Annotated in this window: 15 protein-coding genes; 1 reads left to right on the top strand and 14 read right to left on the bottom strand. The window is 67.4% G+C overall.

From position 1 onward, the window contains the following. Positions 1-27: 27 nt before the first annotated feature. The 11 genes from modD to Q5064_RS07585 form a co-directional block, all read right to left on the bottom strand. Positions 28-879: a ModD protein gene (modD, locus tag Q5064_RS07635; protein ID WP_302963569.1), complete on the bottom strand. Its 852-nt coding sequence runs from the start codon at positions 877-879 to the stop codon at positions 28-30. A gap of 120 nt (positions 880-999) precedes the next feature. Beyond that, positions 1000-2160, bottom strand: coding sequence for an ABC transporter substrate-binding protein (locus Q5064_RS07630; RefSeq protein ID WP_302963568.1), 1161 nt, complete (start codon positions 2158-2160; stop codon positions 1000-1002). Continuing rightward, on the bottom strand, positions 2157-3053 hold the full coding sequence (locus Q5064_RS07625) for an ABC transporter ATP-binding protein (protein ID WP_302963566.1): 897 nt from the start codon (positions 3051-3053) through the stop codon (positions 2157-2159). Before Q5064_RS07625 ends, Q5064_RS07630 begins: the two co-directional genes overlap by 4 nt. Then, positions 3050-4138: an iron ABC transporter permease gene (locus Q5064_RS07620; RefSeq protein WP_302963563.1), complete on the bottom strand. Its 1089-nt coding sequence runs from the start codon at positions 4136-4138 to the stop codon at positions 3050-3052. The genes Q5064_RS07625 and Q5064_RS07620 overlap by 4 nt, the downstream gene beginning before the upstream one ends. 41 nt (positions 4139-4179) lie before the next feature. Continuing rightward, positions 4180-5007: a hypothetical protein gene (locus Q5064_RS07615; RefSeq protein ID WP_302963561.1), complete on the bottom strand. Its 828-nt coding sequence runs from the start codon at positions 5005-5007 to the stop codon at positions 4180-4182. 61 nt (positions 5008-5068) lie between these two features. After that, complete coding sequence (locus Q5064_RS07610) at positions 5069-5755, bottom strand: hypothetical protein (RefSeq protein WP_302963560.1); 687 nt, start codon at positions 5753-5755, stop codon at positions 5069-5071. Beyond that, positions 5739-6470, bottom strand: coding sequence for an ABC transporter ATP-binding protein (locus Q5064_RS07605; RefSeq protein ID WP_302963558.1), 732 nt, complete (start codon positions 6468-6470; stop codon positions 5739-5741). Before Q5064_RS07605 ends, Q5064_RS07610 begins: the two co-directional genes overlap by 17 nt. Before the next feature lie 59 nt (positions 6471-6529). Then, entirely contained in the window at positions 6530-9607 is a 3078-nt protein-coding gene (locus Q5064_RS07600; protein WP_302963555.1) for a hypothetical protein, read from the bottom strand. Beyond that, complete coding sequence (locus tag Q5064_RS07595; protein WP_302963551.1) at positions 9604-11175, bottom strand: hypothetical protein; 1572 nt, start codon at positions 11173-11175, stop codon at positions 9604-9606. Before Q5064_RS07595 ends, Q5064_RS07600 begins: the two co-directional genes overlap by 4 nt. A gap of 29 nt (positions 11176-11204) precedes the next feature. Next, entirely contained in the window at positions 11205-12449 is a 1245-nt protein-coding gene (locus Q5064_RS07590; RefSeq protein ID WP_302963549.1) for a hypothetical protein, read from the bottom strand. Positions 12450-12583: 134 nt separating this feature from the next. Further along, positions 12584-18877 (bottom strand): InlB B-repeat-containing protein, encoded by a 6294-nt coding sequence (locus tag Q5064_RS07585; protein ID WP_302963547.1) that lies wholly within the window; start codon positions 18875-18877, stop codon positions 12584-12586. A 470-nt stretch (positions 18878-19347) separates the two neighbouring features. Between Q5064_RS07585 and Q5064_RS07580 the strand changes: the two genes are divergently transcribed. Further along, the gene (locus tag Q5064_RS07580; protein WP_302963544.1) at positions 19348-20124 is read left to right on the top strand and encodes a response regulator transcription factor; all 777 of its coding nucleotides are present in this window, start codon (positions 19348-19350) and stop codon (positions 20122-20124) included. Positions 20125-20179: 55 nt separating this feature from the next. Here Q5064_RS07580 and Q5064_RS07575 read toward each other — a convergent pair whose 3' ends face one another. From Q5064_RS07575 to Q5064_RS07565, 3 genes are all read right to left on the bottom strand, one after another. Next, on the bottom strand, positions 20180-20707 hold the full coding sequence (locus Q5064_RS07575; RefSeq protein ID WP_302963542.1) for a shikimate kinase: 528 nt from the start codon (positions 20705-20707) through the stop codon (positions 20180-20182). 55 nt (positions 20708-20762) lie between these two features. Beyond that, a complete protein-coding gene (locus Q5064_RS07570; RefSeq protein WP_302963540.1) occupies positions 20763-22619 on the bottom strand; it encodes a DUF2207 domain-containing protein in 1857 nt (618 codons plus the stop codon). A 105-nt stretch (positions 22620-22724) separates the two neighbouring features. Beyond that, a partial coding sequence (locus Q5064_RS07565) for a TrkA C-terminal domain-containing protein (protein ID WP_302963538.1) occupies positions 22725-23058 on the bottom strand: 334 nt, incomplete at its 5' end.

Here is a 23058-nt window from a genome sequence, read left to right as displayed (position 1 = left end):
TACGCCCCGCGCGAACGCGCGGCCGTCCTAGAGTTTCTGCATGCGCACGCTCATGTCGATCGGCTTGGCCGTGAACAGCGCCGTGGTCACCAGGCCGTCCACCCCCGTATCGGCGTAGTTGGCGGCGTTCTGGGGATTGATGCCGCCGGCGGCCACGAGAGTCAGACGCGGATCGATGCTGCGCAACGTGCGCACCAGATCGCTGAGAAGCTCGGGGGTCTGCTTGTCCAGCTGGATGCCGTCCACCAGGCCCGTCTTCGCCAGGACGACGGCCTCCTCGGGGTTCGCCTCCACATACAGCTTCTTCTCGATGCACTTCGTGCGAATCTGCGGGAGGGCCTCCACGAAACCGTCGAACCCGCCGAGGAACGTCCGATGGTGCGAGAACACGATGACCGTCTCGGAAAGTCCCAGGCGATGGGGGTAGGCGCCCCCGCACAGGATGGCCTTCAACGTGAGATCCTTGGCGCCGGGCATGCTCTTGCGCGTCGTGAACACCTCGCAGCGCGGATTCACGGCGTGAACGGCGTCCACCATACCCCGCGTCTTCGTGGCGATGCCCGAGAGGTGGTCGAACACGTTCAGGCAGACCTTCCACATGGCATGCAGCTGCTCAGCCGTGCCCTCGAAGGCAGCGTAGACGTCCCCCGCCTTCACCGCCGTGCCGGACGGGGTGCATGAAATTGTCCGCGCCCCCAGCTTCTCGGCTATGCGCGACACCTCCTGCGCGCCCACGAGCACGCAGTCTTCCCGGGTGAAGTACTCGATACGGCCCGGGATGTCGCCGATGCCGCACACCAGGGTGGTCAGGTCGATATAGGGCAGATCCTCCTGGATGATCTGATCGATGCGCGCGTCCGAAAATCTTACGTAGTTCATTGCGTCTCCTCGTTTCTGTTTCTCGCTCTTACCGGGGGAGCTCCCCCTGCCGCTTCCAACGCAGCGGCCGCGTTTTCCCTCAAGTCTGCGCAGAGCCGGAAGTCCGCGCGGGCAACACCGTCAGCCCATGCCCTCGGCTGGGCCCAACAACCGCTCCATGAGGTCGTCATCGAAATCGGTGAACCCGTAGAACAGGGCATAGAAGTCCTCCACTTCCCTCCGCATGTCGACAGATACCGCCTGGTCGGGGTAGAGGACCTTCAGAAGCCACGTGCAGCCGAGCAGCCGAGCGGCGGAGGGGGGCCGTCCGAACCACGAGAAGGGCCCTTGGGGTATGCGATACACCTCGCCGGCGGCCACGCAGGGCACGTTTGCCCAGTGGACGTCCTGGCACAGGCCATGGTAGATATCGGAGCTCTCCGCATCCGACATGTTGAACTCGGCCACGAGCACGGCGTCGGGGTTCCATGCCACCACCTGCTCGAGGTTCACCGTGGGCATGCCCATGCCCTGGCCCTCGGTGCCCGGCATGTCCGCGACGTTCGTCACGCCTATGATGTCCAGGGCGTCCTGCACATGCATCGAACCCACCGGGTCTGTCGTCAGGCCGTCGGCGCCCTGGGCCAAGAAGATGCTCTTGCGATTCTGCTCGGGCACCGTCTCGGCAATGCGCGCGATCTGCGCGAGCTTGTCCTCGCAGTAGGATGCGAGCAGCTCGGCGCGCTCCTCGCATCCGAGCAGACGCCCCAGATAGCGGAACGACGCGGGCGTCGAGCGGATATCGTAGTCGATCAGGAGGGTGGGGATCCGGGTCGTCTGCGCTATATCGTCGGCCATGGTGCCCCCCACCTCGTCGCACGTCCAGAAGCAGAGCAGCACATCGGGGCTCTGGGCCGCCACCTCCTCGGCGTTCGGCACCGCCCCCGCGCCCATCCACACGCCCAGCGACGGCAGCTCAAGCGATGACGCCTCCAGGTACTTCTGGTTATCGCCCGCGGGCTTGAAGTTCCATCCCGCCAGCCTGTCGGGGCACAACATGTACACGTTCGCGGTGCCGATGGGGTTCGTGCAGAACACGCGGGCGCATACCTCGGGAACGGCCACCCTGCGGCCGAGCATGTCCTCCACCTCCACCGTTGCGGCAGACCACGACCTGAAATCGCAGCCGGCAAGCGAGGCAGAAGCCCCCGCCATAAGCGACGCCACCGCCCAGGCGCCCACCCCCTTCAGGAAGAGCCGCCGGGAAAGGGGGGCGCCCGGGGCCGCCATCGTATCGATCATAGGTTCCCTCCTCTGTTCGCCTCGATTTCCCCGCCCGCGCGCACCGGGGCTGGGCTGCCGATCAGCGGGGCGCATACCGGCGCGCTGCGGCCGTCCATGCCGTGCACCCGGCCCATGCCCACGGGCACGCCGTACAGCCGCTCCAATACCGAGCAGGTCAGCATCTCGGCCACCGGGCCGCTCTGGACCTCGCCGCCGCGAAACACGCCGATGGCGCGATCGCCCAGAACGAGCGCGTGGTTGGGATCGTGCGACGTCACGAGCACGCACAGCCCGGCATCCGCCAGCTCTCGAACCTTCGAGAGCACGATCGCCTGATTGCCCACGTCCAGGTTCGCGCACGGCTCGTCCATCATCAAGATGCGCGGGCGCTGCACCAGCGCCCGGGCGATGAGCGCCATCTGCAGCTCGCCTCCCGAGAGCGACGTGCAGGGCCGCTGGGCCAAATGACCCAGGCCCATCTGCTCGATCATGGCGCTAGCCGCCCGCTCGTCGTCGCGCGAGGGCGCGGCGGCCCCCGCCAGATGCGGCGTGCGCCCCATGAGGATGAGGTCGTGCACGGTAAACCCGAAGGCCGTGTCGTGGGCCTGCGGCACGTAGGCCACCAGGCACGCGAGCTCGCGGCGTCCCCATTCGTCGACGCTGCGGCCGTCGACGAGTATCTCCCCGCCCAGCCGCGGCAGAAAGCCCAGGATGGTCTTGAAGAGCGTCGTCTTGCCGACGCCGTTGGGGCCGAGCAGCACGGTGGACGTCCCGGCCTCGAGCTGGAACGACACGTCCTGGAGCACCGCGGCGCCCTCGTAGCCGCAGGCCACTTCCCTCACGGCCAGCAGAGGACCGCGCGCATCCGGGGCGCACGAGGTGCCGGACACGCAGGCGCGGGCGGCGCTCATCGCTGCCCCCTCTGCCGCCAGACCAGGTACACGAACAGGGGCGCGCCGATAATGGCGGTCAGGATGGACAGGGGAATCTCCGTGGTGTAGATGCAGCGGCACACGTCATCCACCGCCAGCAGGAACGACCCTCCCAGCAGCACCGAGGCGGGCAGGAGGACCCGATGATCGGGGCCGACCAGAAACCGCGCCAGGTGGGGAATGATGAGCCCCACCCAACCGACCATCCCCGCGACGGCGACCGAGGCCGAGGTGAGCAGCGTCGCGAACCCGACTACCGCCAAGCGCGTGCGCTTCACGCTCACCCCCAGCGAGGCCGCCTCCTCGTCGCCGAGAGCCATGACGTTTATGCGCCAGCGCAGGGCGAAAAGCCCTGCCAACCCCACGGCGAGGGCGACCGCCAGGGCGACCACGTCGAACTCGTCGGCATTCGAAAGGCCGCCCATGAGCCAGAACGTGATCTCGGGAAGCTGCGAGTTCGGATCAGCCAGAAACTTCACCGCCGAGGTGAACGCCTGGAAGAGCTGGCCGATCACCAGGCCCGAGAGCACGAGCACCAGAATGTTCCCCACCCGGCGCGCGAGCACCGACGAAAGTCCCCAGCTGGCCGCCACGGCGATAACCCCGCAGGCGAAGGCGCTGATCTCCATACCCAGGCCGCCGAAGGAGAGCAGAATGCCCACGGCCGCGCCGAAGCAGGCGCCGGCCGATGCTCCCAGAAGATCGGGAGACACCATGGGATTCTTGAATATGCCCTGGTACGCGCAGCCTGCAGCCGACAGCGCCGTGCCCACCAGCAGCGCCGCAAGCACCCGGGGAAGGCGCAGCGTGAAGAGCACGCCGGCGTGACGCATCGCCTCCTCGGCCGCCGGCGCGTCGGGGTTGGCGAGAGCCGCCACGGCCGCAGCCACGCTGCCGAAGTCCACCTCGTAGCGCCCGAGGGCCAGCGAGAGAGCCACCATGGCGGCCAGCAGTAGCGCGAGCCCCGCGACCACGGCCGCGTTCCGCGCCCGCTGCCGCCCCACGGCCGCCCGAACCGCCTCGGCGCTGCCGGACGCAGCCGGACGGCCTTCCGATTCGGGCACTACGCGCCCCGAGCACGGCCCCGGCCATCGAAGCGCCGCCATCAGCGGAACCCTTCCGCATCGCTCGCGTCGAAGGCGCCCGTGGTCTGCCCGATGCCCTCCACAAATATGGGCTCGAGCACCTGTCCGTCCACAGGAGACGAGGCGCGCAAGGTCACCTCATCTCCCCGGGCCGTCGCCACAACCCCCGCGCCCGAGCAGGAGTTCACCGCCTTCGCTAGATCGGCGGCGAACTCCTGGGCCGTCTGGCTGGCAAACGTGTGGTTGTGCTTCAGCACCTTCGTCTGGCCGCCGTCCGGCGAGAACCAGGTGATCGCCCGGATGGTGGCCGGCGAGGTGATGACGAACGTGGCGGCGGCGCACCGTCCGGCAGCCGCGTCGCCCGCCGTCTGGTCGGTCACCTCCAGCACCGCGCCGCTGGGAAATACCCCGCGAACGACATCGGCCATGACGGCGGCCGACCCATCGGCCCCCCTGATGGAGGGCAGCGCGCCTCCCGCGTCTTTGGACGCGAGCGATACGTCGGCCTGGTACAGGGCGAAGTACGCGCCGGCCCCCACGCCCTTCGCCTCCGGGCTCGGACGCATGGCAATGGTGATGCCGGTGGCGTCGCCGCGCGCCTCCACCGCCACCGTGGACGGATCGGGCGCCGCACCGTTCACCAGCAGCTCGAAGTCGTCCAGGACGTTCTGGTCCACAGTGACGGGCTGATCGAAGTCGAGCCTGATCTCGGCCCTCTGCGTCGCCTCGGACTGAGAGCTCGACGCCGAAAACGACGCCGCGACCATCGTCGGCGACGTATCGGTCACCTTCGCGCCCGCGCAGCCGCCGAGGGCCAGGGCAAACGCAAACGCCAGCACCAGCCCCACAGCCGTCCCCGCGCTGCGCGGTGAAACGGCTGGGCGCCCGCGAAAGGACGCCGCCGGTCGGTCACTCATCGTCATCCCCCTTCCCGCCGGCCGCCGCCGGTGCCTCAGCGGCCCTTTTCCGCACCTGCCGGGCTATGAGCGCCGCGCAGGCTCCTGCAACCGCAATCGCAGCCGCAGCTAAGGACGCCCAGGCCCATTCCGCCGCCTCCATGCCGCCGACGCGCACCCGCACCTCCGCGCTCGCCGGCGTATGATGGCTCATCGACGCCTCAAGCGACAGCACCGCCTCGCCGTCGCCGACGGGCACAAGCCGAATGCGGCCGCTCTCGGCCTCCACGCGGAGCACCGACTCGTCCGACGACGTGCACGCCACCTCTGGCGCGCGCTCCTCCAGGCCGTTGCACGAGCACGATCCCCACCTGTCGGACGACCCGCACAAACACGGGTCTAGGCCGCACATCCAGTCCATGCCGCAGCTCACCCCGAGCTCGGCCGTGGCCGGATCGGTGTCCACCGTCATCTCGCGCGCGCAGAACCAGCCGAGGCGCAGCTCCTCGCCCGCCGCCGCCTCGCGCGCCTCCCCGAGAGCCTCGGTTCTCACGCCTACAATGGAGAGCACGCCGTCGGGAACCTCCTCGACGAAGCTCTCCGCGAACGCCGCGGGCACCCCGCCCAGGGCCAAGGCGCCGGCAAGGGCCACGGCGGCAAGGACCGCCCCCTTCCGGCGCAACCTACGAGAAAATGCCATCGATGCTCTCTTCCCGCCCCGTTCCCTCGCTGAGAAAGATCTCCTCGAGCGACGCATCGGGGTACTGCTCGTGCACCTCCGCCACGCTGCCGTTGAACACGAGGCGAGCGCCCTTGATCATGCCCAGGTTGTCCACTGCGTCCTCCAGCTCGCGCAGGTTGTGCGACGACAGGACCACGCTCGCATCGCGCTCGCGCGCGTACTGCCTCAGCAGGCGCTTCAGCAGGTTTCGCTTGGAAAGATCGAGGCCGTCGAAGCTCTCGTCCAGGAGCATGGTCTTCACGCCCGTGGCGAACCCGAGCAGGATTCCCAGCTGGCGCTGCATGCCCTTCGAGAAGCCCGCGATCTTCGCATGTGGATCCAGGTCGAACAGCCCGAGCAGGCGCTCGTACACCTCGTCCGACCACAGCGGGTAGTAGCCGCGGTAGAACGCGCGCATCGTCTCGGGATCTGCCTGGGATAAGAAGAACGGCTCGTCGGCCACGATGAACAGCGAGTCGTGGCTCACGCTGTCGGCGTGCATGTCAACGCCGTCGATCAGCACCGTGCCGGCGTCGGGGCGGTACACGCCCGCTATGATCTTCAACAGCGTGGTCTTCCCGGCTCCGTTGTAGCCGACAAGCCCGTACACCTGCCCGTTGGGGGCCGTGAGCGAGATATCGTCCAGCACCTGGTGCGCTCCGAAGCGCTTGCCTATGCCCGTTGCCTGAATCATACCGGCCTTTCTCGTCGCATTGCATGGTCGTCCTGCCGCAGCCGCGGCCCGCCCCGCTCCTAGAAGTCGTCGGGCACGTCGGCTGCGGGCAGGTAGAAATAGACGTAGGAATCGATGCCGCGCAGTTTCGCCTCTACCAGATAGCCGCCGTCCATGAAGTAGCCGAGCCGCAGCTTGGGAAGCACCGCCTCGATGCTCGCCTGGTCGGTGTAGGTCTTCAGCGCGCCGTAGTCCTGGGTTACCCAGTACTGGTCGGCCTCGCCGCTGCGATAGCCCATGAAGAAACGACTCTGCGGTTGGGTCACCTTGTTGATGGACGCATAGGGGTCGTCCAGCTGGAAGGTGAGCTTCTCGATAGCGCGCGGGTCGACCGATTCGGCGAGCTGATCCAGAACGCCGGCCTCCTCGAGCCATGCCACCGTCTCGGTCCACTCGTCGGTGACGTAGGACACGGCGTTGCTGAACGAGTAGCCGAACGACGCCACGTCCAGCTCGGGAGACAAGGTGAACATGACCGCGGCGCGCACGGGCTGGGTCGGGAAGTATCGCTCGCTGGCCGGCAGGCGCGAAAGATCGCTCGCCATGGCGCTCAGGAGCTCGGCCCTCCCGATGTCGTCCGTCGTCACCGGCACAATACGGTTGAGGATGCCGTCTGCCGCGTAGATAGCCCCCGACGCGTACGCCGGCATCGACGGCGAGGCGGCCAAAGAAGCCAGCGCCTCGTCGGAGATACCCTCGGCGCTGCCCGTGATGACGGCGCTTTCCAACTGGTGGATCTGCTCGTCGTTGTCGAGGGACAGCATGGCCGCAAGCTCGCCCACGCTCGCCTGGTCGTAGTAGCGAACGACCTCGCCGCCGCTCTTCAGACGGTAGCGGATCACGATGTCATAGGGCACGACGGTCTGATCGAAGTCGATGAAATCGGTCTCGCGCGCTTGGCGTGCGGTGCCGATCAGCTGCTCGTGAATCGAGCGCACCGTGTCCACCGAGGAGGCATCGGTGTAGACCCGGCTCGACGTGTAGTAGTAGGCGTTGCCGCCCGATATACCCGAGAACCCGCTGACCAGGTAGCTCGGCGAGCCGTCGTAGGAGAACTCCACCGCCTCCACTTCGTCGGTGACGGGAATGTTGCCGGCATACCCGAACGCCCCGGCGCTCACCACGGCTACCACGCAGCCCATGGCAACCAGCTCGCCGCCCACGCAGCCGAGGGTGACCGGGCGCGGCGTGCGCCCGCGCAGGGGACCGAACAGGAGCACCAGTGACACCAGGGCAAACAGCGCGAAGCCGACCACAACGGCCACGGACGGGTCCACCGCACCCAGCAGGGCGATGGCGCAGCCAAACAGCGCGAGCCCCGCCATGGCCACCGAGAAAAGCGAGAGCACGGGCGACTTGCCCGCCATCTCGGCCTGCTCGCCCGGACGCCGGCAGAACAGCACCAGAGCCCCGGCCCCTAGGGCGAGCACCACGCACGCCCACACGCCCAGCAGCCACCACGGGCCCAACTCAGGGTAGTACACGGGGTGCAGCGCCATAAAGAACTGGTGCTCGGCGCCCAAATCCTGGAAGAACAGCACCGGGTTCATCGCGGAAAGGCCGTCCAGCAGCGACGGCGCCACCTCGATCGCCTGGCCGTACAGGAAGGCGCCCTGGGCGTTGCCCACGAGCAGCAGCCGGGCCACCTCCCCCACGCTCCACAGCACGGCGGTCACGCCCAGCAGAAGCGCCGTGGCGAAGATGACACTCTCGAACAGGGTGCCGGCGCACACGCAGGCAACGGAGGCCAGTGCGAAGGAGCAGGCTGCCACCAGCATATAGCCCACCGTCGTGAACGCCCATTCGGCCACGCACCCGTCGTACAGCCCCAGCGAGATGCCATTCAGCAGCAGTGACGCGGCGAAGGGCAGCCCGATGGCCGCCGCGATGCACACGATGCCCGCGATGGCGCGCGAAAGGAACAGCTTCACGCGCGAGAGGCCCACCGAGAAGAAGGCCGTCGTCGAGCGCTTCTGGAGAACGAAGCGGAAGAGCGCTACGGCGAGCACCGCCCCGAAGGCGACGGCGGCCGCGTTGATGAGGCCGGCCAAATCTTGGGCGTAGAACTGGTACTTCAGCTGCTCATGGGTGTAGTTCACGTTGAACACCGACACGTCACTCACCACCGAGGTGGACACGGGCACCAGCACCGCGAACAGGACGAGGCCGGCCACCAGCACAGCCGCCGCCTGCCTGAAGGAGAACAGCAGATCGTGCAGGAAGGGCGATGCCACGCGGCGACGCTGCCGCTTGCGCCTCGTCGTCTCGCGGTTGCGCTCCTCGTTGAGCTTGGCGTTCCAGGTCAAGGGAAACTCCTTCTTCAGCTCTCGGCCGCGGGCGGCCCACATCTTCCGGCTGCGCACCATCTGATGCCCGAGGCGCACGAGGGCGCGCGCTCCCAGCACCGCCCCGCCGCACAGCGCCGCGGCCACCACGAGGCCGGCCACGATGAACAAGACGTCCACGGGCCCGAAGGGGGCCACCTCCACCTGAAACTCGTAGGTGGCCGTGCGGTAATGCGTAAGCGACGCCTCGATGGAGACCGTGGTGACGCCCGGGCTCACCGGCATAAGCCAGGTGGCGCCGAAGGCCTCCTGGACGCGCGCGATATCCGGATCGTCCACGGAGATCGTCACCACGGGCGTCTCTTCCTGGAAGCCTCCGCAGGCGCAATGCCCCCAGGCGTCCGGCTTTCCGCAGGTGCAGGGGTCGAAGCCGCACACATCCACCATACTGCACTCCTTGCCCACCTGGATCGCCTGGGGCGTGGTGGTGCAGGAAAGCAAGCTGGGGAAGAACGCTCCCACCCCCTCCAGGGGCAGCCCGTCCTCGGCCTCGCTTGTCCAGCCGGTCAGCCGGAAGAGGTGCGGCATGAGGCCGAGCTGCTCGGCATCAGGGTCTTCCTCAACGGTGCAGCAGGCCCCCGAGCCCTCCTCCATGTCCATGGAGGCCATCGCAGAGTCCGCCATCTCCGAAGTCGCATGGCCCCCCATGGCCCAGGCAAGCCCCGGGGCGCCCAGCGGAAGCGACAGCAGGGTCGCGAGCGCCAACGCGCAGGTGATCAGAGCCGCCCCGCGATAGGTGCGGACGCGCCTCACCGGCCCACCTCCTCGGTCGACTCGTGATCCCCCGCCCCGGCCGCCTCCGCGGCCGGCGACGCCTCTCCAGTGCCGGGGGCGCCGGCAGTCGCGCGGCGGCGGTTCACCATCAGCAGAGCCGCCAGAGCGACCGCGGCCACGACGATGATGCCAGCCGAAAGGGGCACCACCCATGAGGGCGTCTCGGAAACCGAGAGGCTCGTCCCGCGGGCCGCGCCCGGGGTGTTCACCTCGTTTTGGGCATAGCTGTCAAGGGCGTCGGTCGAGAACGCCCATGTGGAGCAGTGATCGATGAGGAACGTGGCATAACCGCCGATGACCTCGATGTCGCCGAGCACGGGATCGAACACGCGGGCCTCATCGTCGTAGCAGTACAGCGAGACCTTCTGCCCATCGTTGAAGGCGGCATCGACGTTCACGTACAGCGAGGCCTTGCACGGCAACTCGCCCTCGTGGGTGAAGTCCATCACGATGCCGTCCTGCGCCTGGGCCATGAGGTTGGCGACGTAGCCCGTCCCCATCTTGGAGATGGCAATGGTGGGGTCGAAGGACAGCTCCTCGATGTTGTCGGGAATGTCCTCGCCGTAGAAGGTCCAGGAGTAGTCTGGCTGGGTGGATGACACGCCCGACCAAAGAACCACCTGATCGCTCGTCCCCTTCGCCTTCGCCAGCATAGCCGTGGCGTCCAGGTACGCGTTGCACTCGGCTACGTACACCGTGCCGGCGACCGTCTCGATAACCTGCTCGTTGGGCGCGTCGTCGCGCGACTCGGTGTATACGGCCTCTTCGGGAATGCTGTCGATGATGGGTGCCGTCACGCTCGTGGTACCGGTTGTGCTGGCGTCATCCGTCGTGCTCGACGAGCTCGTGCTGCTGGTGGACGTCCCCGTACTGCCGCCGGAAGCGCCCGATGCGCCACTGGCATTGGAGGCGCCCGTTGCGTCGCCGCCGGCGGAGGAGCCGGAAGGGCCGGAAGGGCCGGTGCTGGCGCCCGCGTTCGCACCCGAGGAGCCCGATGCGCCCGACTCGGAAGACGAGGAGCCGCCGGATCCGGCGCCCTCCACCGTCGTGGAGTTGCCCTTGACGGTTACCTGGATAGTGGCCGAGGCGCTCGTCCACTGGCGCAGCGATGCGTTAACGGTGATGGTGGCTACGCCCTCGCTCTTCCCGGTAATGACCAGGGTCGATCCGCTGATGGAGGCGGTGGCGATGCCGGAGTTGCTCGAAGAGGCCGACAACGACGGATAGTACGTGGAGTACTCGGCGCCGGCGCAGGTGCACTGCCCGTTGGTGTCGAAGCAGTTGTACCCGGCCTCGATAGCTCCCTCGCTCGAGCACACCTGCGGACACTTCGCCATGCCGCAGCCGCGCGTCTGGTCGTCAGAAGAGGGGGTCACCGAAACGCTCACCTCGGCGGAAGCCCCCTTCAGCACGGACACGCTGCTCGACCCGAGCGACACGCCCACGGTTCCGAAGTTGAAGTACGCATGGGCCGTCTGGGCGGTGGCGGGTAGCAGCCCCACGGCCATGACGATCGCCAGCAGGCCCATCGCGACCTTGCGTCCCATCCGCGCACGTGCGCGCCTTGCTTCCCTGCTCATGAGCGTCCCTTCCTCTTGCTTCGGCGCACCAGCGCCACGGCGGCCACCGCGACGACCACGGCCGCTGCCGCAGCCGCCACCACGCCCCCGACGTTCACTGCGGAGGCTCCTGCGTCATCGGATGCGCCAACCCCGACGCTAACGGCCCGGTTGGCCTCGGCGGTCAGATCGTGGGTCGATACCACGTACTGGCCCGGTTCGGCCGTTTGGAATTTCACATATCCGCCAACGACCTCGGCCGAGGCGTCCGCGCGCTCGAACTGCTTGGCTCCCTCGTCGTAGCGGTAGAGGGCCACGGCTGCCTCGTCGGCGATGGCGCCCTGGGCCTTCGCGTACACGGTCGCGGCGCAGGGCAGCACCGCGTCCTCCGCGAAGCCCACTACGACGAACTCGTCGAGCCCCGTCAGCGACTGCATGAGCGGGCCTTCTGCCATCGTCGTCACCTGCAAGGCGAAGTTGTCGGTCGACAGGCCGCCCAGCTGCCGCGCGTCCTGCTCGCCGCAATCGGTTCCCAAAATGGTGACCGAGTAATCCGGCTGGTGCAGCGTGTCGCCTTCCCAGAAGGTCGCCTCGCCATCAACCCCCGCCAATGACGCCAAGACGGCATCGGGCTGCTCGCTGCCGCCGATGCGAACGAAACATATGGGGCGGCCCATCGCCGTCTTCTCGACGTAATCCTGCCGATCGTCGATGCTCAGGTCGGCCGTCTCGGGCATAGCGGAGAACTCGGCGGGAGCAGCGCTCTCGGCCGCCGCCGCATCACCGCCTTCCACCTTCACCTCGATGGCAGCCTCGCCATCATTGAACTGGCGCAACGACCCCACCACGGTAATGGTGGCGGTTCCCTCCGATCGTCCGTATATGCGCACCTGCCCCGCATCGCAGACGGCCATGGCAACGTTGGAGTTGCTCGATACGGCTTTGGCGCTGGGGTAGTACGTGGTAAGGTCGGCGCCGGCGCAACGGCATTGACCGAGTTCGTCGGTACACGTGCTGGCGCAGCTCTGCGGGCACTTCGGCATGCCGCAGCCCTCGGTCTGGTCGTCGGAGGCCGGCGTGAGCGACACGGTGACGTCCGCCGTCTCCCCCGCCGAGAGCGTAAGCGCCGCAACGCCCACGCTCACGCCCACGCTTCCCCGGTTGAAATAGGCCCACGCGCTCGTCGGCGCCAGGCTGACGACAAGCGCCAGCACCAAAGGCGCCAAAGCGAGAGCGGTCCCTCTCTGCGGCCGCTTGGCCATTTCCACTCACCTCACCCTTCTCAAGCAATGTGACACGCAACCGGAAGAGACGCCGTCCCTTCCGGTTGCGATTCGCGTACCCGCTATGGCGGGCGGGACTGCGCCCCGCCCGCGCATCTCTTCGTGCCAGGCGGTTACGCCTGGTCTTCCCGCTGCCGCTGCTTCCGGCGCATGAGCAGCACTCCCAGCAGCGCGATGGCAGCCGCGCACACCAGAGCCACGTACAGCGGCCACCAGTCTATCCAGGAGGCGCCCAAGGCGGCACCGGCGTCCGTGGACGTCAGCGGGGCCTCGTCGTCAGCGATGGCAGACTCGCGGTCGGACTTCTCCGGCCGGCTTGCCACCGCGTCGCTCGTCGCGGGGGCCTCGGGAATGCTCTCGGCACCCTGCGCAAGCTCGTCGGCCGCGGGGGCGGTGTCGGCCAGCGGGAGCGCCACCGTGGGAGCGGCCGTCACGAGGCCGCCCCCGCCGCTCGTGCGGCTCGTCGTGCTATTGGTCGTCGTATTGGTCGTGCTGTTGTTGGTCGTGCTGTTCGTCGTGTTGTTGTTGGTCGTGTAGTAGTTGTAAACGATGTTCTGAGATCCGTTGGGGGCCGGCGTCGGCGTGGGATCCTTGGCATCCCCCTCGTCACCCTTGTCCGGATCGGTCGGGCCGGCCGGTTGACCCGGGGCAGCGGGCTTTTCGGGATCGGTCGGATCCTCGGGGCCGGCAGGCTCGTCCGGATTCTCAGGGGTAACGGGCTCGTCGGGATCGTCCGGGTTGACGGGTTCGTCCGGATCGTCCGGGTTGACGGGCTCGTCGGGATCAACCGGCTCGTCGGGCAGCTCGGTGGAGTTGCCGTTGGCGATGATGTCGATGCCGAACACGCCGTAGGTGTTGCTGAACGTGGTGTTGTCGTCGGCGATGCTGCCGTCGGCGTTGCGCTTCATACCGAACAGGAAGCGGAAGGTCTCGTGCGACGTGTAGGGGTTGTAGGTGTTCTCGCCCCAGTCCTGGGCAGCCGGGTTCGTGCCATCCCAGGCCACAATGCCCTCGTTCCAAGCCCAGGCGATAACCGGGCTCTCCACCTTCTGGGCGCTCTCGCCGATCAGGGCGGCCAGCGTGTCGTTAGCGCCATACTTCCAGGCGCCCCGGTCGGCGGCCAGCATCTCGTAGATGCTCTTGCCGTCCAGCTCGTCGCGGGGCGTGGCGTCCCACATCGCCGGGTAGTGGTAGCGCTCCACGCCCATGAGCGTGGCATAGTCGAAGCATGCCGAGCCCATGTAGGCATCCTCGGTGCCGCCATTGCCGTCGTTGGTGGTGGCCATATCGGTCGTGCGGATGTAGATATCCATACCCTCGGTGAAGTTGATGCCCGCGGCCTTCAGCACGTCGGTCAGGTACACGCCCTCGGCCATGTAGGAGCGCAGGCCCGCCATGCCGCAGTTGGCGGAGGTCTCGATCTCGTGCTGCACCGGCAGCGCCTTGAGGTCTTCCTCGGACAGGGTGATCGACTTGGTCACCGCGCCGTCGGCGGCGTCCTTCACGCGGACGGTCAGCTCGGAGGCGCCGATGTGGCGGTAGTTCATGACGCCTTCCACGTCGTCGTAGCCGTCGGCCTTAATGGTCAGCTGCAGCGACTTGTAGGCATCGGTGCTGGTCGCGCCGAACAGCTGGATGGGTACGTTGATGGTTACCTTGCCGGTAGTGGCCGGCGCGGTGAGGCTGTAGTAGGGCAGCACATCGGTGGCAGGGTCGCGAAGCTCGGAAACCCACTCGCTCAGCTCCTTGGCAGTCAGCTCGATGGCGTCGCCCGCAACGGTGCCTTCAGCGCTCACCGGAGCAACCGTCACCGACGTCACCGCAGCGGCCCAATCGGTCATGGCCTGCTTGCGCGCGGCGTTGTCGGCCTCCTCGGTGCCTCCCACGAAGCTCGGCACGAGGCCGAAGCCAACCTGGGCCGCCGGGTTGCGCCCCATAGACGTGGCCACGTACTGGTACCCCTCGTTGCCGTTATCGACGGCGATCTGAAGCGTGCCGTAATCGGGCGTCTTCTCGACCTCGACCCACTTGGCGTAGAGGGTGGTGTCCTCGTCCACGGTGCCGTCGTTGGCCTCGAAGTCGAACTCGTTGCCATCGGTGCAGGCCTCGTCGGCGTACCAGCCCGCGAACTCGTAGCCCTCGCGGGTGGGGTCGGCCGGCTTCGCGATGGCGTCGGCCGCGTCGCTCTCCGCAGGCGCAGAACCCTGGCCGCGGTAGATGATGATGCCGTTGTTCCAGTAGGTGGACTTGATGGTGGTGTTCTCCGTGGAGGTCATGAGGTGGCTCTTGACCTTCTGCGGGGCCACCTCGGTGGCGCCGTCGCCCGTGACGAAGGTGACGGTCTCGTCCTCCTGCACGAGCGCGATGCCGTAGGTGAAGCGGTACTGGTTCTCGGCGCCGGTGAGGGCGTCGACGAAGGTGTTCCCCTCCGTGGGGACGGGCGTGTTGCCCACCTGCTCGCCCGAGATCATGGTCTCGGCGTAGTTGGCCGAGATCATCGGGCGCGCGACGGTGCCGGCCTCCTTGGCCTTGCTCGCCAGGAGGCGGCGCAGCTCGGTGTCCGAGCCGGCGGAGGCGTCGGAGGCCAGGCGGTTGTACACCTCGGCCACCTCCGGGTCGTCGTAGACCGACTGCAGGAAGTAGCGCTCGCCGAACAGCTGGTCGTAGGTGAACGTGGAGCCGAAGTTGTCGGTGGTCTGCAGCTTGAAGGCGTCGTCCTCGCTGTACTCGATGCCGACGGAATCGAGGAGGTCGGCCACCGGCGCGCCCACGGCGGAGAAGGTCCTGAAGCCGGTCATGCCGCATTGGGAGGAGCCGTTGGCGAACGAGGACATGTCCGCGATGTCCTCCGCAGAGAGGACCGCGACCTCCATGGGCTCGTCCTCGCCTTCCTCCACGATCCAGATGGTAAAGGTGTCGGAGGAGCCGGTGTAGAAGGTGATGTCCGCGGTCACCGGCTCGTAGCCCTCCGCCTCGACGGTCACGGTGTAGACCTGCGACTGCGGGTAGGTGGTGGTGCCGCGCATGCCCGCCACGTCGAACGGCTCGCCCTCGCCGGGGTTCACCACGAACACCGGGTTGGACGCGTTGCGCCCGATCGAGATCCGGGTGGGGGCCTCGTCGCTGTTGAAGGAGAACAGGCCGCCCGCGGGCTTGGTCCCCGCCGCATCGGCGCGGGCGACCCGCACCGAATAGGACTCGTCGGCGGCGGAGGTCACCTTGATGCCCGTGACCGCGGCGGCCCATTCGGGCGTGGCGCCCTCGAGGCCGATGTTCGCCCAGCTCGGCTCATCGTCGCCGTTGCCGTTGTGGCGCAAGCGCAGGGAGCTCGTGGTCACATTGACGCCGGGATCCATTCCCTCGGAAGAGCCGGGCTCCTCGTGGGGCTGCCAGGAGAAGACCGGGTGGCCCGTGACGGCGTCGTTCACGAACGGATCGCCCAGGGCGCCCGCAAGGTAAAGGAGCTCTTCCGCGGAGACGGCGGAAGCACCCTCCAGGTCGGCCCCGGCCATCGCGCCGTTCCCGACACCCGCGAGGTAGTAGGAGTTCTCCGCAGCGGGTGCCATGTTGGCGTTCTGCGCCTTGCCAGTGAACGTGCCCGACGCGCCGGCGAACCCGTCGAACGTGTTCACCGCTCCCGTGGTGAAGCAGTCCGTGACGACAGGGCTGCCCGTCTGCGCATACCCGATGATGCCGCCGGCGATGGCCATCGTCGAAGTGGAGAGCGCCACGCTGATGTCGCCTGCGTTGTAGCAGTCCGTGATGGACGTGGCCCTGGTCGACTGCTGGCAGCCGACGATGCCACCGATGTGCATCACCTGGTTGGAGGTGCGCTTGGAACTGTCGGAGACGGAGCCCAGGTTGCAGCTCTCGGAGACAGCGAGCACCCCGCCGTTCTTGCCCACGATGCCGCCGCCCATATACGCGGCGGACACGTCGCCCTCGTTCACGCAGCGTTCGATCATGAGGGCCTGGTCGGCCGTGGTGACCGCGTTGGTCGCGACGATGCCGCCAACGAGTCCGCTTGTGTACGTGCTCCGCAGACTCCCCTTGTTGACGCAGCCGGTGACCTTGGTGTCCCTGTTCGCGCTGTAGAGGATGCCGGCCATGGATTTGGCGCCTGAGAGGGAGACCTCGTTGGTGCAGCCCTCGATGGCGCCGCCGTAGGAGTTGATCACGAACACGCCCGCCGTGCCTGCGACAGTGACGGGCTCTCCCGCGCCCTTGATGGCCAGGTCCTTGACGGTGCCACCGGAGAGGACGCCCACCAGGCCCGGATAGGCTGCGTTCGCGAAGCCCGCGACGCCCAGGATCGCATGGCCCGCGCCATCGAGTGTGCCCGCGAAGCCCTTTTCGGCGTTCGACACGTTCGCGGCGATCGGCGCCAGATTCGGGAGGACGCCGTCCTCCAGGGCGATGTCGTTGGCCAGCACGGCGCTCGCCGTCGGAACCTCCTGGGCCTTGGCCGCGAACCAGACGAGGTCGGCCTGGTCGGTCAGAACGTACGCGCCGTCCACCAATGCCGGGTCCCCCGGTTCGTCAGATGCGGGCGGTTCGGTGCTGGTGGTGAAGCCGGTGCCCTCTTCATAGGCAACGTAGAGCGTCGTTCCGTTCACATCGATGGTGTGGCTCTCAGGCGTGACGAGCAGGTAGTATTCCGTGCTCAGTGCCTTCGACCAGGTATTCGGGTTGGTGGCGAAGGCATCGTCGGCAGAACCCTTGTGCAAGGAGACCACCATGTCGCCCGAGTAGACCTGCTTGCCGTCGAGGCTGATCTGGTAGGCGTCAGCAGCACCGGCGACCTCCGCCGGGTTGATGAACAGTGGCTTGGTCGCGTTGCCGCCGTTGTCGACGGATGCCACATCGAAGTTGCTTGCGGGCTGCATGCGCACCAGTCCGCCGTTGAAGACGAGGGTGCCTGCGCCCTTGTTGTCGTAGCCGCAGATGGCCGGAGCCACGTTCGTGCTGGAGCCGTCTCCCATCACGACGCTCAGGACGCCGCCGTTGAGGGCCACCTGGCTGAAGCCGCAGAGCGCCGGCTGGCCGCTCGCGGGATGCACGGCGAGCTCGCCGGCGTTCAAGGAGAACTTGCCGGATTGCTGCGTCGTGCTGTCGCCTCCGATAATGCAGCCGCCGTTCACGCCCGTGGCGTAAACGCGAGGGCCGTTCAGCGTGATATCGCCACACGCTTCGCCCTGGTCGCCGCCGATGCCGGCAGCACCGTAGGAGTGCTTCATCATGTACAGCTCGCCATCGCCGTTGATAGTGAGCGACGCACCCTTGGGAACGTGAACCAGCGCCTTGTCGTCGCCGTTGTTATAGCACACCTGCAGCTGGTTCTGCCCCTTCAGCGTGAGCGTGTTGCCAGCGCCCGTGAAGCTCAGGGAGTTGGCAGCATGATCGTTCGCGTTGTACATCACCACGCCGTTAAGCGTGATGTCGGCACCCGCGACGACGCTGTCGATGGTGACGTAGTTGATGGCGCCGCCGCCGATGCCGTTGCCGACAAATTCCACCGGATCGGTGGTCTTGACGGAAACGGTGGCGCTGGTGAGGTTGGAAGCAAAGGAATAAGTGCCGCCCTCGGTTATCTCGCAATCGCCGGCGATGACGGATCTGTCATCCTCCCCGTCGTCGGCGTCGCCCTCGTCGCCGGAATCGCCGGAGCCGTCGCCGGTGTCGCCGTCACCTTCGCCCGCGCCGCCCTCGGCGGCGGGGTCGACCACCGTGATGCGGTAGGTCTTGGTGCACGGATTCCACATGGACACTTCGTCGTTAACAGCGTTCTTCATGGCCGTGGTCACGGTAACGGAGGTGGTGCCGGCCTTCACGGCGCTCACGGCCATGCTGGCCTTCGACATGTGGCCCAAGGTGTTCGCGCTCGCGGTAAGGGCGTCGTAGCGCACCTCGCCCACAGACACGACATCGGCTTCGCCGCTTACCTCGGTGCTTACGTTCGCAGTGCGCACGACGGGGGTTTGGTCGCAAGAGCAGCCGAGGCCCTCCGTAAAGCACTTGCCTCCGGTGTACATCGGGTCGACGTCGTCGCACCCATACTCCATGCACCTAGCCATATTGCAGCCTTTATACTGCACATGCTGGTAAGGGTAGATCTCGATATCGACGGACTCGCCGACGTTCAGCGTAATGTCGGTACCCAGATCGGCGCCTTCGGAGTTCAGGGCCGTCTGGGATATGGTCCCGTGGGAATAGTAGGTCTCCTGGGTCGCCGCATAGGCTTTCTCGGGCAGGGCCGACAGGGGAACCAGGGAGAAGCACAGCAACGCCGCGAGGAACACGCGCAAGAGCCTCGGCGATACCAAGGCCGCAGCCGCGCATCCCGTGCGGACGAGTTGGTGCTTCACCTCCTCCCGCGATCTTCTCAACCCTCCGCGCACATGTGCCATGTCGCTTCCTTTCTCCTTGCTTGCTTCCTAGCGCGCTTCCACCGCGCTGCGCATTCCAACGTCTACCAAACGCGTGAGACACCCCGCTACGCGGCACTGCGCTGCGGGGCAACCGTTTCACTACAGAATGGTTGCATCTTGGCAATGCATTATACTCAGATGAATATAATTTACGCCTGTCCATAATGGACAGTTTCAAGTTTCGCCAGTTCAGAGAGCCGACGTGATCAAGAAATTATTCTTACTTGTGAATAAATCTGCTACACTATGGGCTGATGAATTGCAAGCGAACAACTCCACAATCTTGTTTTCCCAGCATCTGTAACTGCCTCGCCCTAGCCACCGTGTTCCTCTGGCTTTTCGGCAGTTCGTTTGCTCTGGGCCAGTACGATCTGCTGAGCGCCGGCCTTCTGAGCATCGTGCTGTTGCAGTGTCTCGGGCTGATAGTCGCCCTCTTGGTATTCGATTTGATGCCGGCGACGAGGCGCGGCGTCGCGGAGGCCGAAATTGTCGGGGGCGCCTCCCTCGGGGGATCGGTGCTCTGCCTTGCGCAGATCGCGCTCCTCAACCCGAGCAATTACGATGTCCTCATCCCCGTTACCGTGCCGCTGGTGTCCTTCTGCGCGGCCGCGGTGCTTCTCTCGCTGTATTTCTCGCTTCGCGCGACCACCAAGAAGGCCATGGCCATCACCGTAGCCGTGGCCATTTTCGCGGCCATCGCCGCCGATATGATCATCCAATCCACGGCGCCGTGCATCCTGCAGGTCGTCTACATCGTGGCCCCGCTGCTTTCGTGCGAGCTCCTGCTTCTCCCCGGCCTGTCGCGCAGCTACACCCCCATCCTGTGGGAGCCGGGCGTCAGGCTCTTCCTGGAGTCGGAAAAAGATCCCGGCGCGGCCAGCAGCGCACCTGCCCGTGCAGGCGGAGGGCCGAGCACGGAAAAGAGCACCTCTGCGGAGGTCGAAGGAAGCCCCGCTCAGCCCGAAACCGACCCCGAGAGCCCGCGCGACCAGCGGCTGAGGCGCATGGATGAATATGGGCTCTCCGAACGGGAGAAGGAAGTAGTGGGGCTTATCCTCGAGGGTCACACGCGAGCCTCGGCAGCCGCGCTGCTCTTTCTATCGGAGAGAACCGTGAAGTTCCATATCGAGAACGCCTACAAGAAGATGGGCGTCCACAGCAAAGCCGAGCTCATCCAAGCTCTCTCGCGCGACGACACCCCTAACCCCTCCCCACAAACAGGCTGATAGCGAGAAGCGGCCGCGACTCGAAAGGGAAGCAGCCACGACGCAGAAGCGAGGCCTACTTCAGGGCGGCGGCTACCTTGCGGGCGGCGGCGGTGATGGAAAGGTCGTTCACGTCCACGGTGATGTCGGCGTACTTCTCGTACAGCGGCAGGCGCTCGTCGTACAGGTCGCGCAGGCTCATGCCGATGCCGCCCTTCATGACCACGCCGCGCTCGGAGAAGTCGGCCAGGCGCGCCTTCAGCTCCTCGAAGCTGATCTTCAGGTACACCACGCGGCCGATCTGGCCCAGGTGCTCCATGGCCGCCTCGCTGTAGATGGCCGAGCCGCCTGTGGCGATGACGGAGTGCTCGAAGCTCATCTCGGAGAGCACCTGGTTCTCGATCTCGAGGAAGGCGTCGGGGCCCAGCGTGTCGATGAGCCGCTGGAGCGACTTGTCGCAGGACTGCTGGATAAGCAGGTCGGCGTCGACGAAATTCATGCAGAGGATCTTCGCCAGCACGATGCCCAACGTGGACTTGCCGGCGCCGGGCATGCCGATGAGCACGATGTTGTCGCGGCCGGGCTCGAAGGACTTCTCTTTCATGGGGCTTCCTCTCTCGAAGGGTCGAAGGCGGCGTGGCGTCGCCAGGCGGGGGCGGCTAGGACACCTCGGCGCGGTGGTGGGCCGCCCGCAGGGCATCGCCGAGGGCGCGGGAGAGCCGCGGCGCCAGGTAGCCCAGGACGGCCGCCGGGGTTACGGGAATGATAGCACCGGCGGCGACGGGCTGGCCCGTGACCGTGGCGCCCGTTTCCTCGGCGTATTCGGGAACGCCGAACAGGTAGGCGTAGATGACGAGCTCGGGGCGGTAGGGCTCGTCGCGCACGCCGCCGTCGCGCAGCCAGTTGCGCAGGGCCTTAGCGTGGGCCACGATGTCGTTGCCCTCCACGGAGCGGCGCATGGTGTAGTTGCCGAGCACGGCCGTGGCCGCGGCAGCGGCGAGCACGAGGGCGCCCGGCAGCCAGCCGAGCGTGAAGACGGCCGCAACGCCCAGCACCGCCAGGAGGGCCGCGGATACGAGCACCACCCGCTGGGCGCGGCGCGAACCGCCGTCGAAGAAGCCGTAGGGCTCCACCAGGGCGGTGAGGCTCAGCTGCCAGGCCTGCTCGGCCCTGAGGAACTCCGCCGGGTTGGCGCGGGCGAAGGCGGCGAGCTGCTCCACCGATACCTCCTCGGCGCCCTCGGCCAGGGTGCGCAGCAGCCGCAGCGTGGCGCCGTCGAGCGCCGACTCGGCGTCGGAGCGCGCGGCGGCGCCCTCGGCTGCGGCGGCATCGTCGGCATCGGCCGCGGCGGTATCTCCGGCAGATGCCGCATCGCCGGCCGCGGCGGCGTCCGCGGCCGGCGCCGCCGGGCCCGCAGCGGGACCGGCTGCCGTGACCGTCAGGTCGGGCAGCAGCACGAGGGCGCGGGGCCGGCCGTCGTCGTCGCGGCGCACGGTGAGGGCGCCCCGGCGCACCATGTCGAGCACCGTGGCCACCATGTCGTCGGGGCTCTCGTGGTTCCACCGCCACAGGCGGCCCATCACCGCCGGCGCCAAGCGCTCGTCGGGCAGGCCGTCCCAGTAGTCGTCGGTGAAGGCCGGCGGCCGCTCGCGCCCCCAGCGGGCGTAGACGACAAGCGCGCCGACGAGCACGAGGGCGGCCACGGCCAAAAGCCCGATAACGAGCCGCAGGCGGATGATCGAGCGGTACGCGTCGCGGTCGACCCATTCCGCCTCGTAGTTGGGCGTCCAGTAGTACTGGGGGTTGCCCTGGTTCGCCAGGCGCGCCTCGTCGCTCAGGTTGCCAAGCCACTCCACGGGAAACAGCACGCGGGCCTCGGCGAACAGGGAGGGCTGCACCTCCGGGTCGGTGAAGGTGACCGAACCGTCCAGCGCGATGTCCACGCTGCCGTCGGCCGGCCCGTGGCCCCAGGCGTACACGTTGTCGCCCGGGCGCACCGTATCGTCGGCGCCCACGGGCAGCACCACCTCGGCCGTCACGTTGTCGAGGGCCACAGCGTAGTCGCGCGGCACGTAGAGCCACTGGAAATCGGCCGCATCGTCGTAGGCCACCACGGCGCCCTCCACCCGATAGGCCACCTCGAACACCACCCGCCCGGGCAGGTTCTCCACGAAGGCGTAGAGCCGGTGCTGGAAGCGGTCGTAGGCCCAGGCGTCGCCCTCGGGGCCGCCGCCGTCGCGCCAGGCCAGCTGGAAGGTGGTCTCGGGAAGGTCGATCCACTCCTCGGTGAGCGCGCCGTCCGCGTCCACCGGCGCCATACGCACCCGCTCCACCGTGAGCGAGGAGTCGTCCGGGAAGCCTTCGTAGAGCCACTTGAGCGTCTCGCGCTCGGAGCCCTCGAACTCGAAGATGCGCTGGTCGACGATAGACACCGCGCCGTCGGTTTCCACATGGGCCACCAGATCCACCTCGGCGCACCGGTAATCGGCCGCCCACGCCGCGTGCGGCAGCCCCAAGGCGCACACCATGGCAAGAGCGCAGGCCGCGACGAGGGCGCGTGCCGCCTGCCGAACGGGGGACGCTCCCGCGCCCGGCGTCCTATGTCGCTGGCAAGCAGGCACCTACAGGCTCCGAAACGCCTGGCGCACGTCGTCGAGCACGTCCTCATCGGCGATGACGATAGCCTTGTCGCCGGGGAACAGCAAGGTCTCGGCGCTGGCGACCTCCACATCGCTGCCGTTGGCCACCGCCGCGATGAGGGCGTTGGCCGGCAGGGGGATCTCCTCGATGAGCACGCCATCCTCGTTGGAGAAGCGGCGCATGCGCGGCACGACCACCTCGGCGAGAGCCACGTTGCCGTGGGTGAGCGACGAGACGACCGACACGCTGCCGAGGAGGGCCTCCTCCTCGATGAGGTTCGCGATGAGCGTGGTGGACGACACGCACTCGATGCCC

Origin of the sequence: uncultured Adlercreutzia sp. (assembly GCF_958431955.1) — a bacterium.
Classification (GTDB): Bacteria; Actinomycetota; Coriobacteriia; order Coriobacteriales; family Eggerthellaceae; genus Adlercreutzia.
Note: the sequence above shows the minus strand (reverse complement) of the source record. Positions and strands in the feature narration are given on the sequence as shown.

Bases quoted from the DNA above. Each gene is read 5' to 3' on its own strand.
- modD (WP_302963569.1), bottom strand. From the start codon at position 879: ATGAACTACGTAAGATTTTCGGACGCGCGCATCGATCAGATCATCCAG.
- Q5064_RS07630 (WP_302963568.1), bottom strand. From the start codon at position 2,160: ATGATCGATACGATGGCGGCCCCGGGCGCCCCCCTTTCCCGGCGGCTC.
- Q5064_RS07625 (WP_302963566.1), bottom strand. From the start codon at position 3,053: ATGAGCGCCGCCCGCGCCTGCGTGTCCGGCACCTCGTGCGCCCCGGAT.
- Q5064_RS07610 (WP_302963560.1), bottom strand. From the start codon at position 5,755: ATGGCATTTTCTCGTAGGTTGCGCCGGAAGGGGGCGGTCCTTGCCGCC.
- Q5064_RS07605 (WP_302963558.1), bottom strand. From the start codon at position 6,470: ATGATTCAGGCAACGGGCATAGGCAAGCGCTTCGGAGCGCACCAGGTG.
- Q5064_RS07595 (WP_302963551.1), bottom strand. From the start codon at position 11,175: ATGGGACGCAAGGTCGCGATGGGCCTGCTGGCGATCGTCATGGCCGTG.
- Q5064_RS07590 (WP_302963549.1), bottom strand. From the start codon at position 12,449: ATGGCCAAGCGGCCGCAGAGAGGGACCGCTCTCGCTTTGGCGCCTTTG.
- Q5064_RS07585 (WP_302963547.1), bottom strand. From the start codon at position 18,877: ATGGCACATGTGCGCGGAGGGTTGAGAAGATCGCGGGAGGAGGTGAAG.
- Q5064_RS07580 (WP_302963544.1), top strand. From the start codon at position 19,348: ATGCCGGCGACGAGGCGCGGCGTCGCGGAGGCCGAAATTGTCGGGGGC.
- Q5064_RS07575 (WP_302963542.1), bottom strand. From the start codon at position 20,707: ATGAAAGAGAAGTCCTTCGAGCCCGGCCGCGACAACATCGTGCTCATC.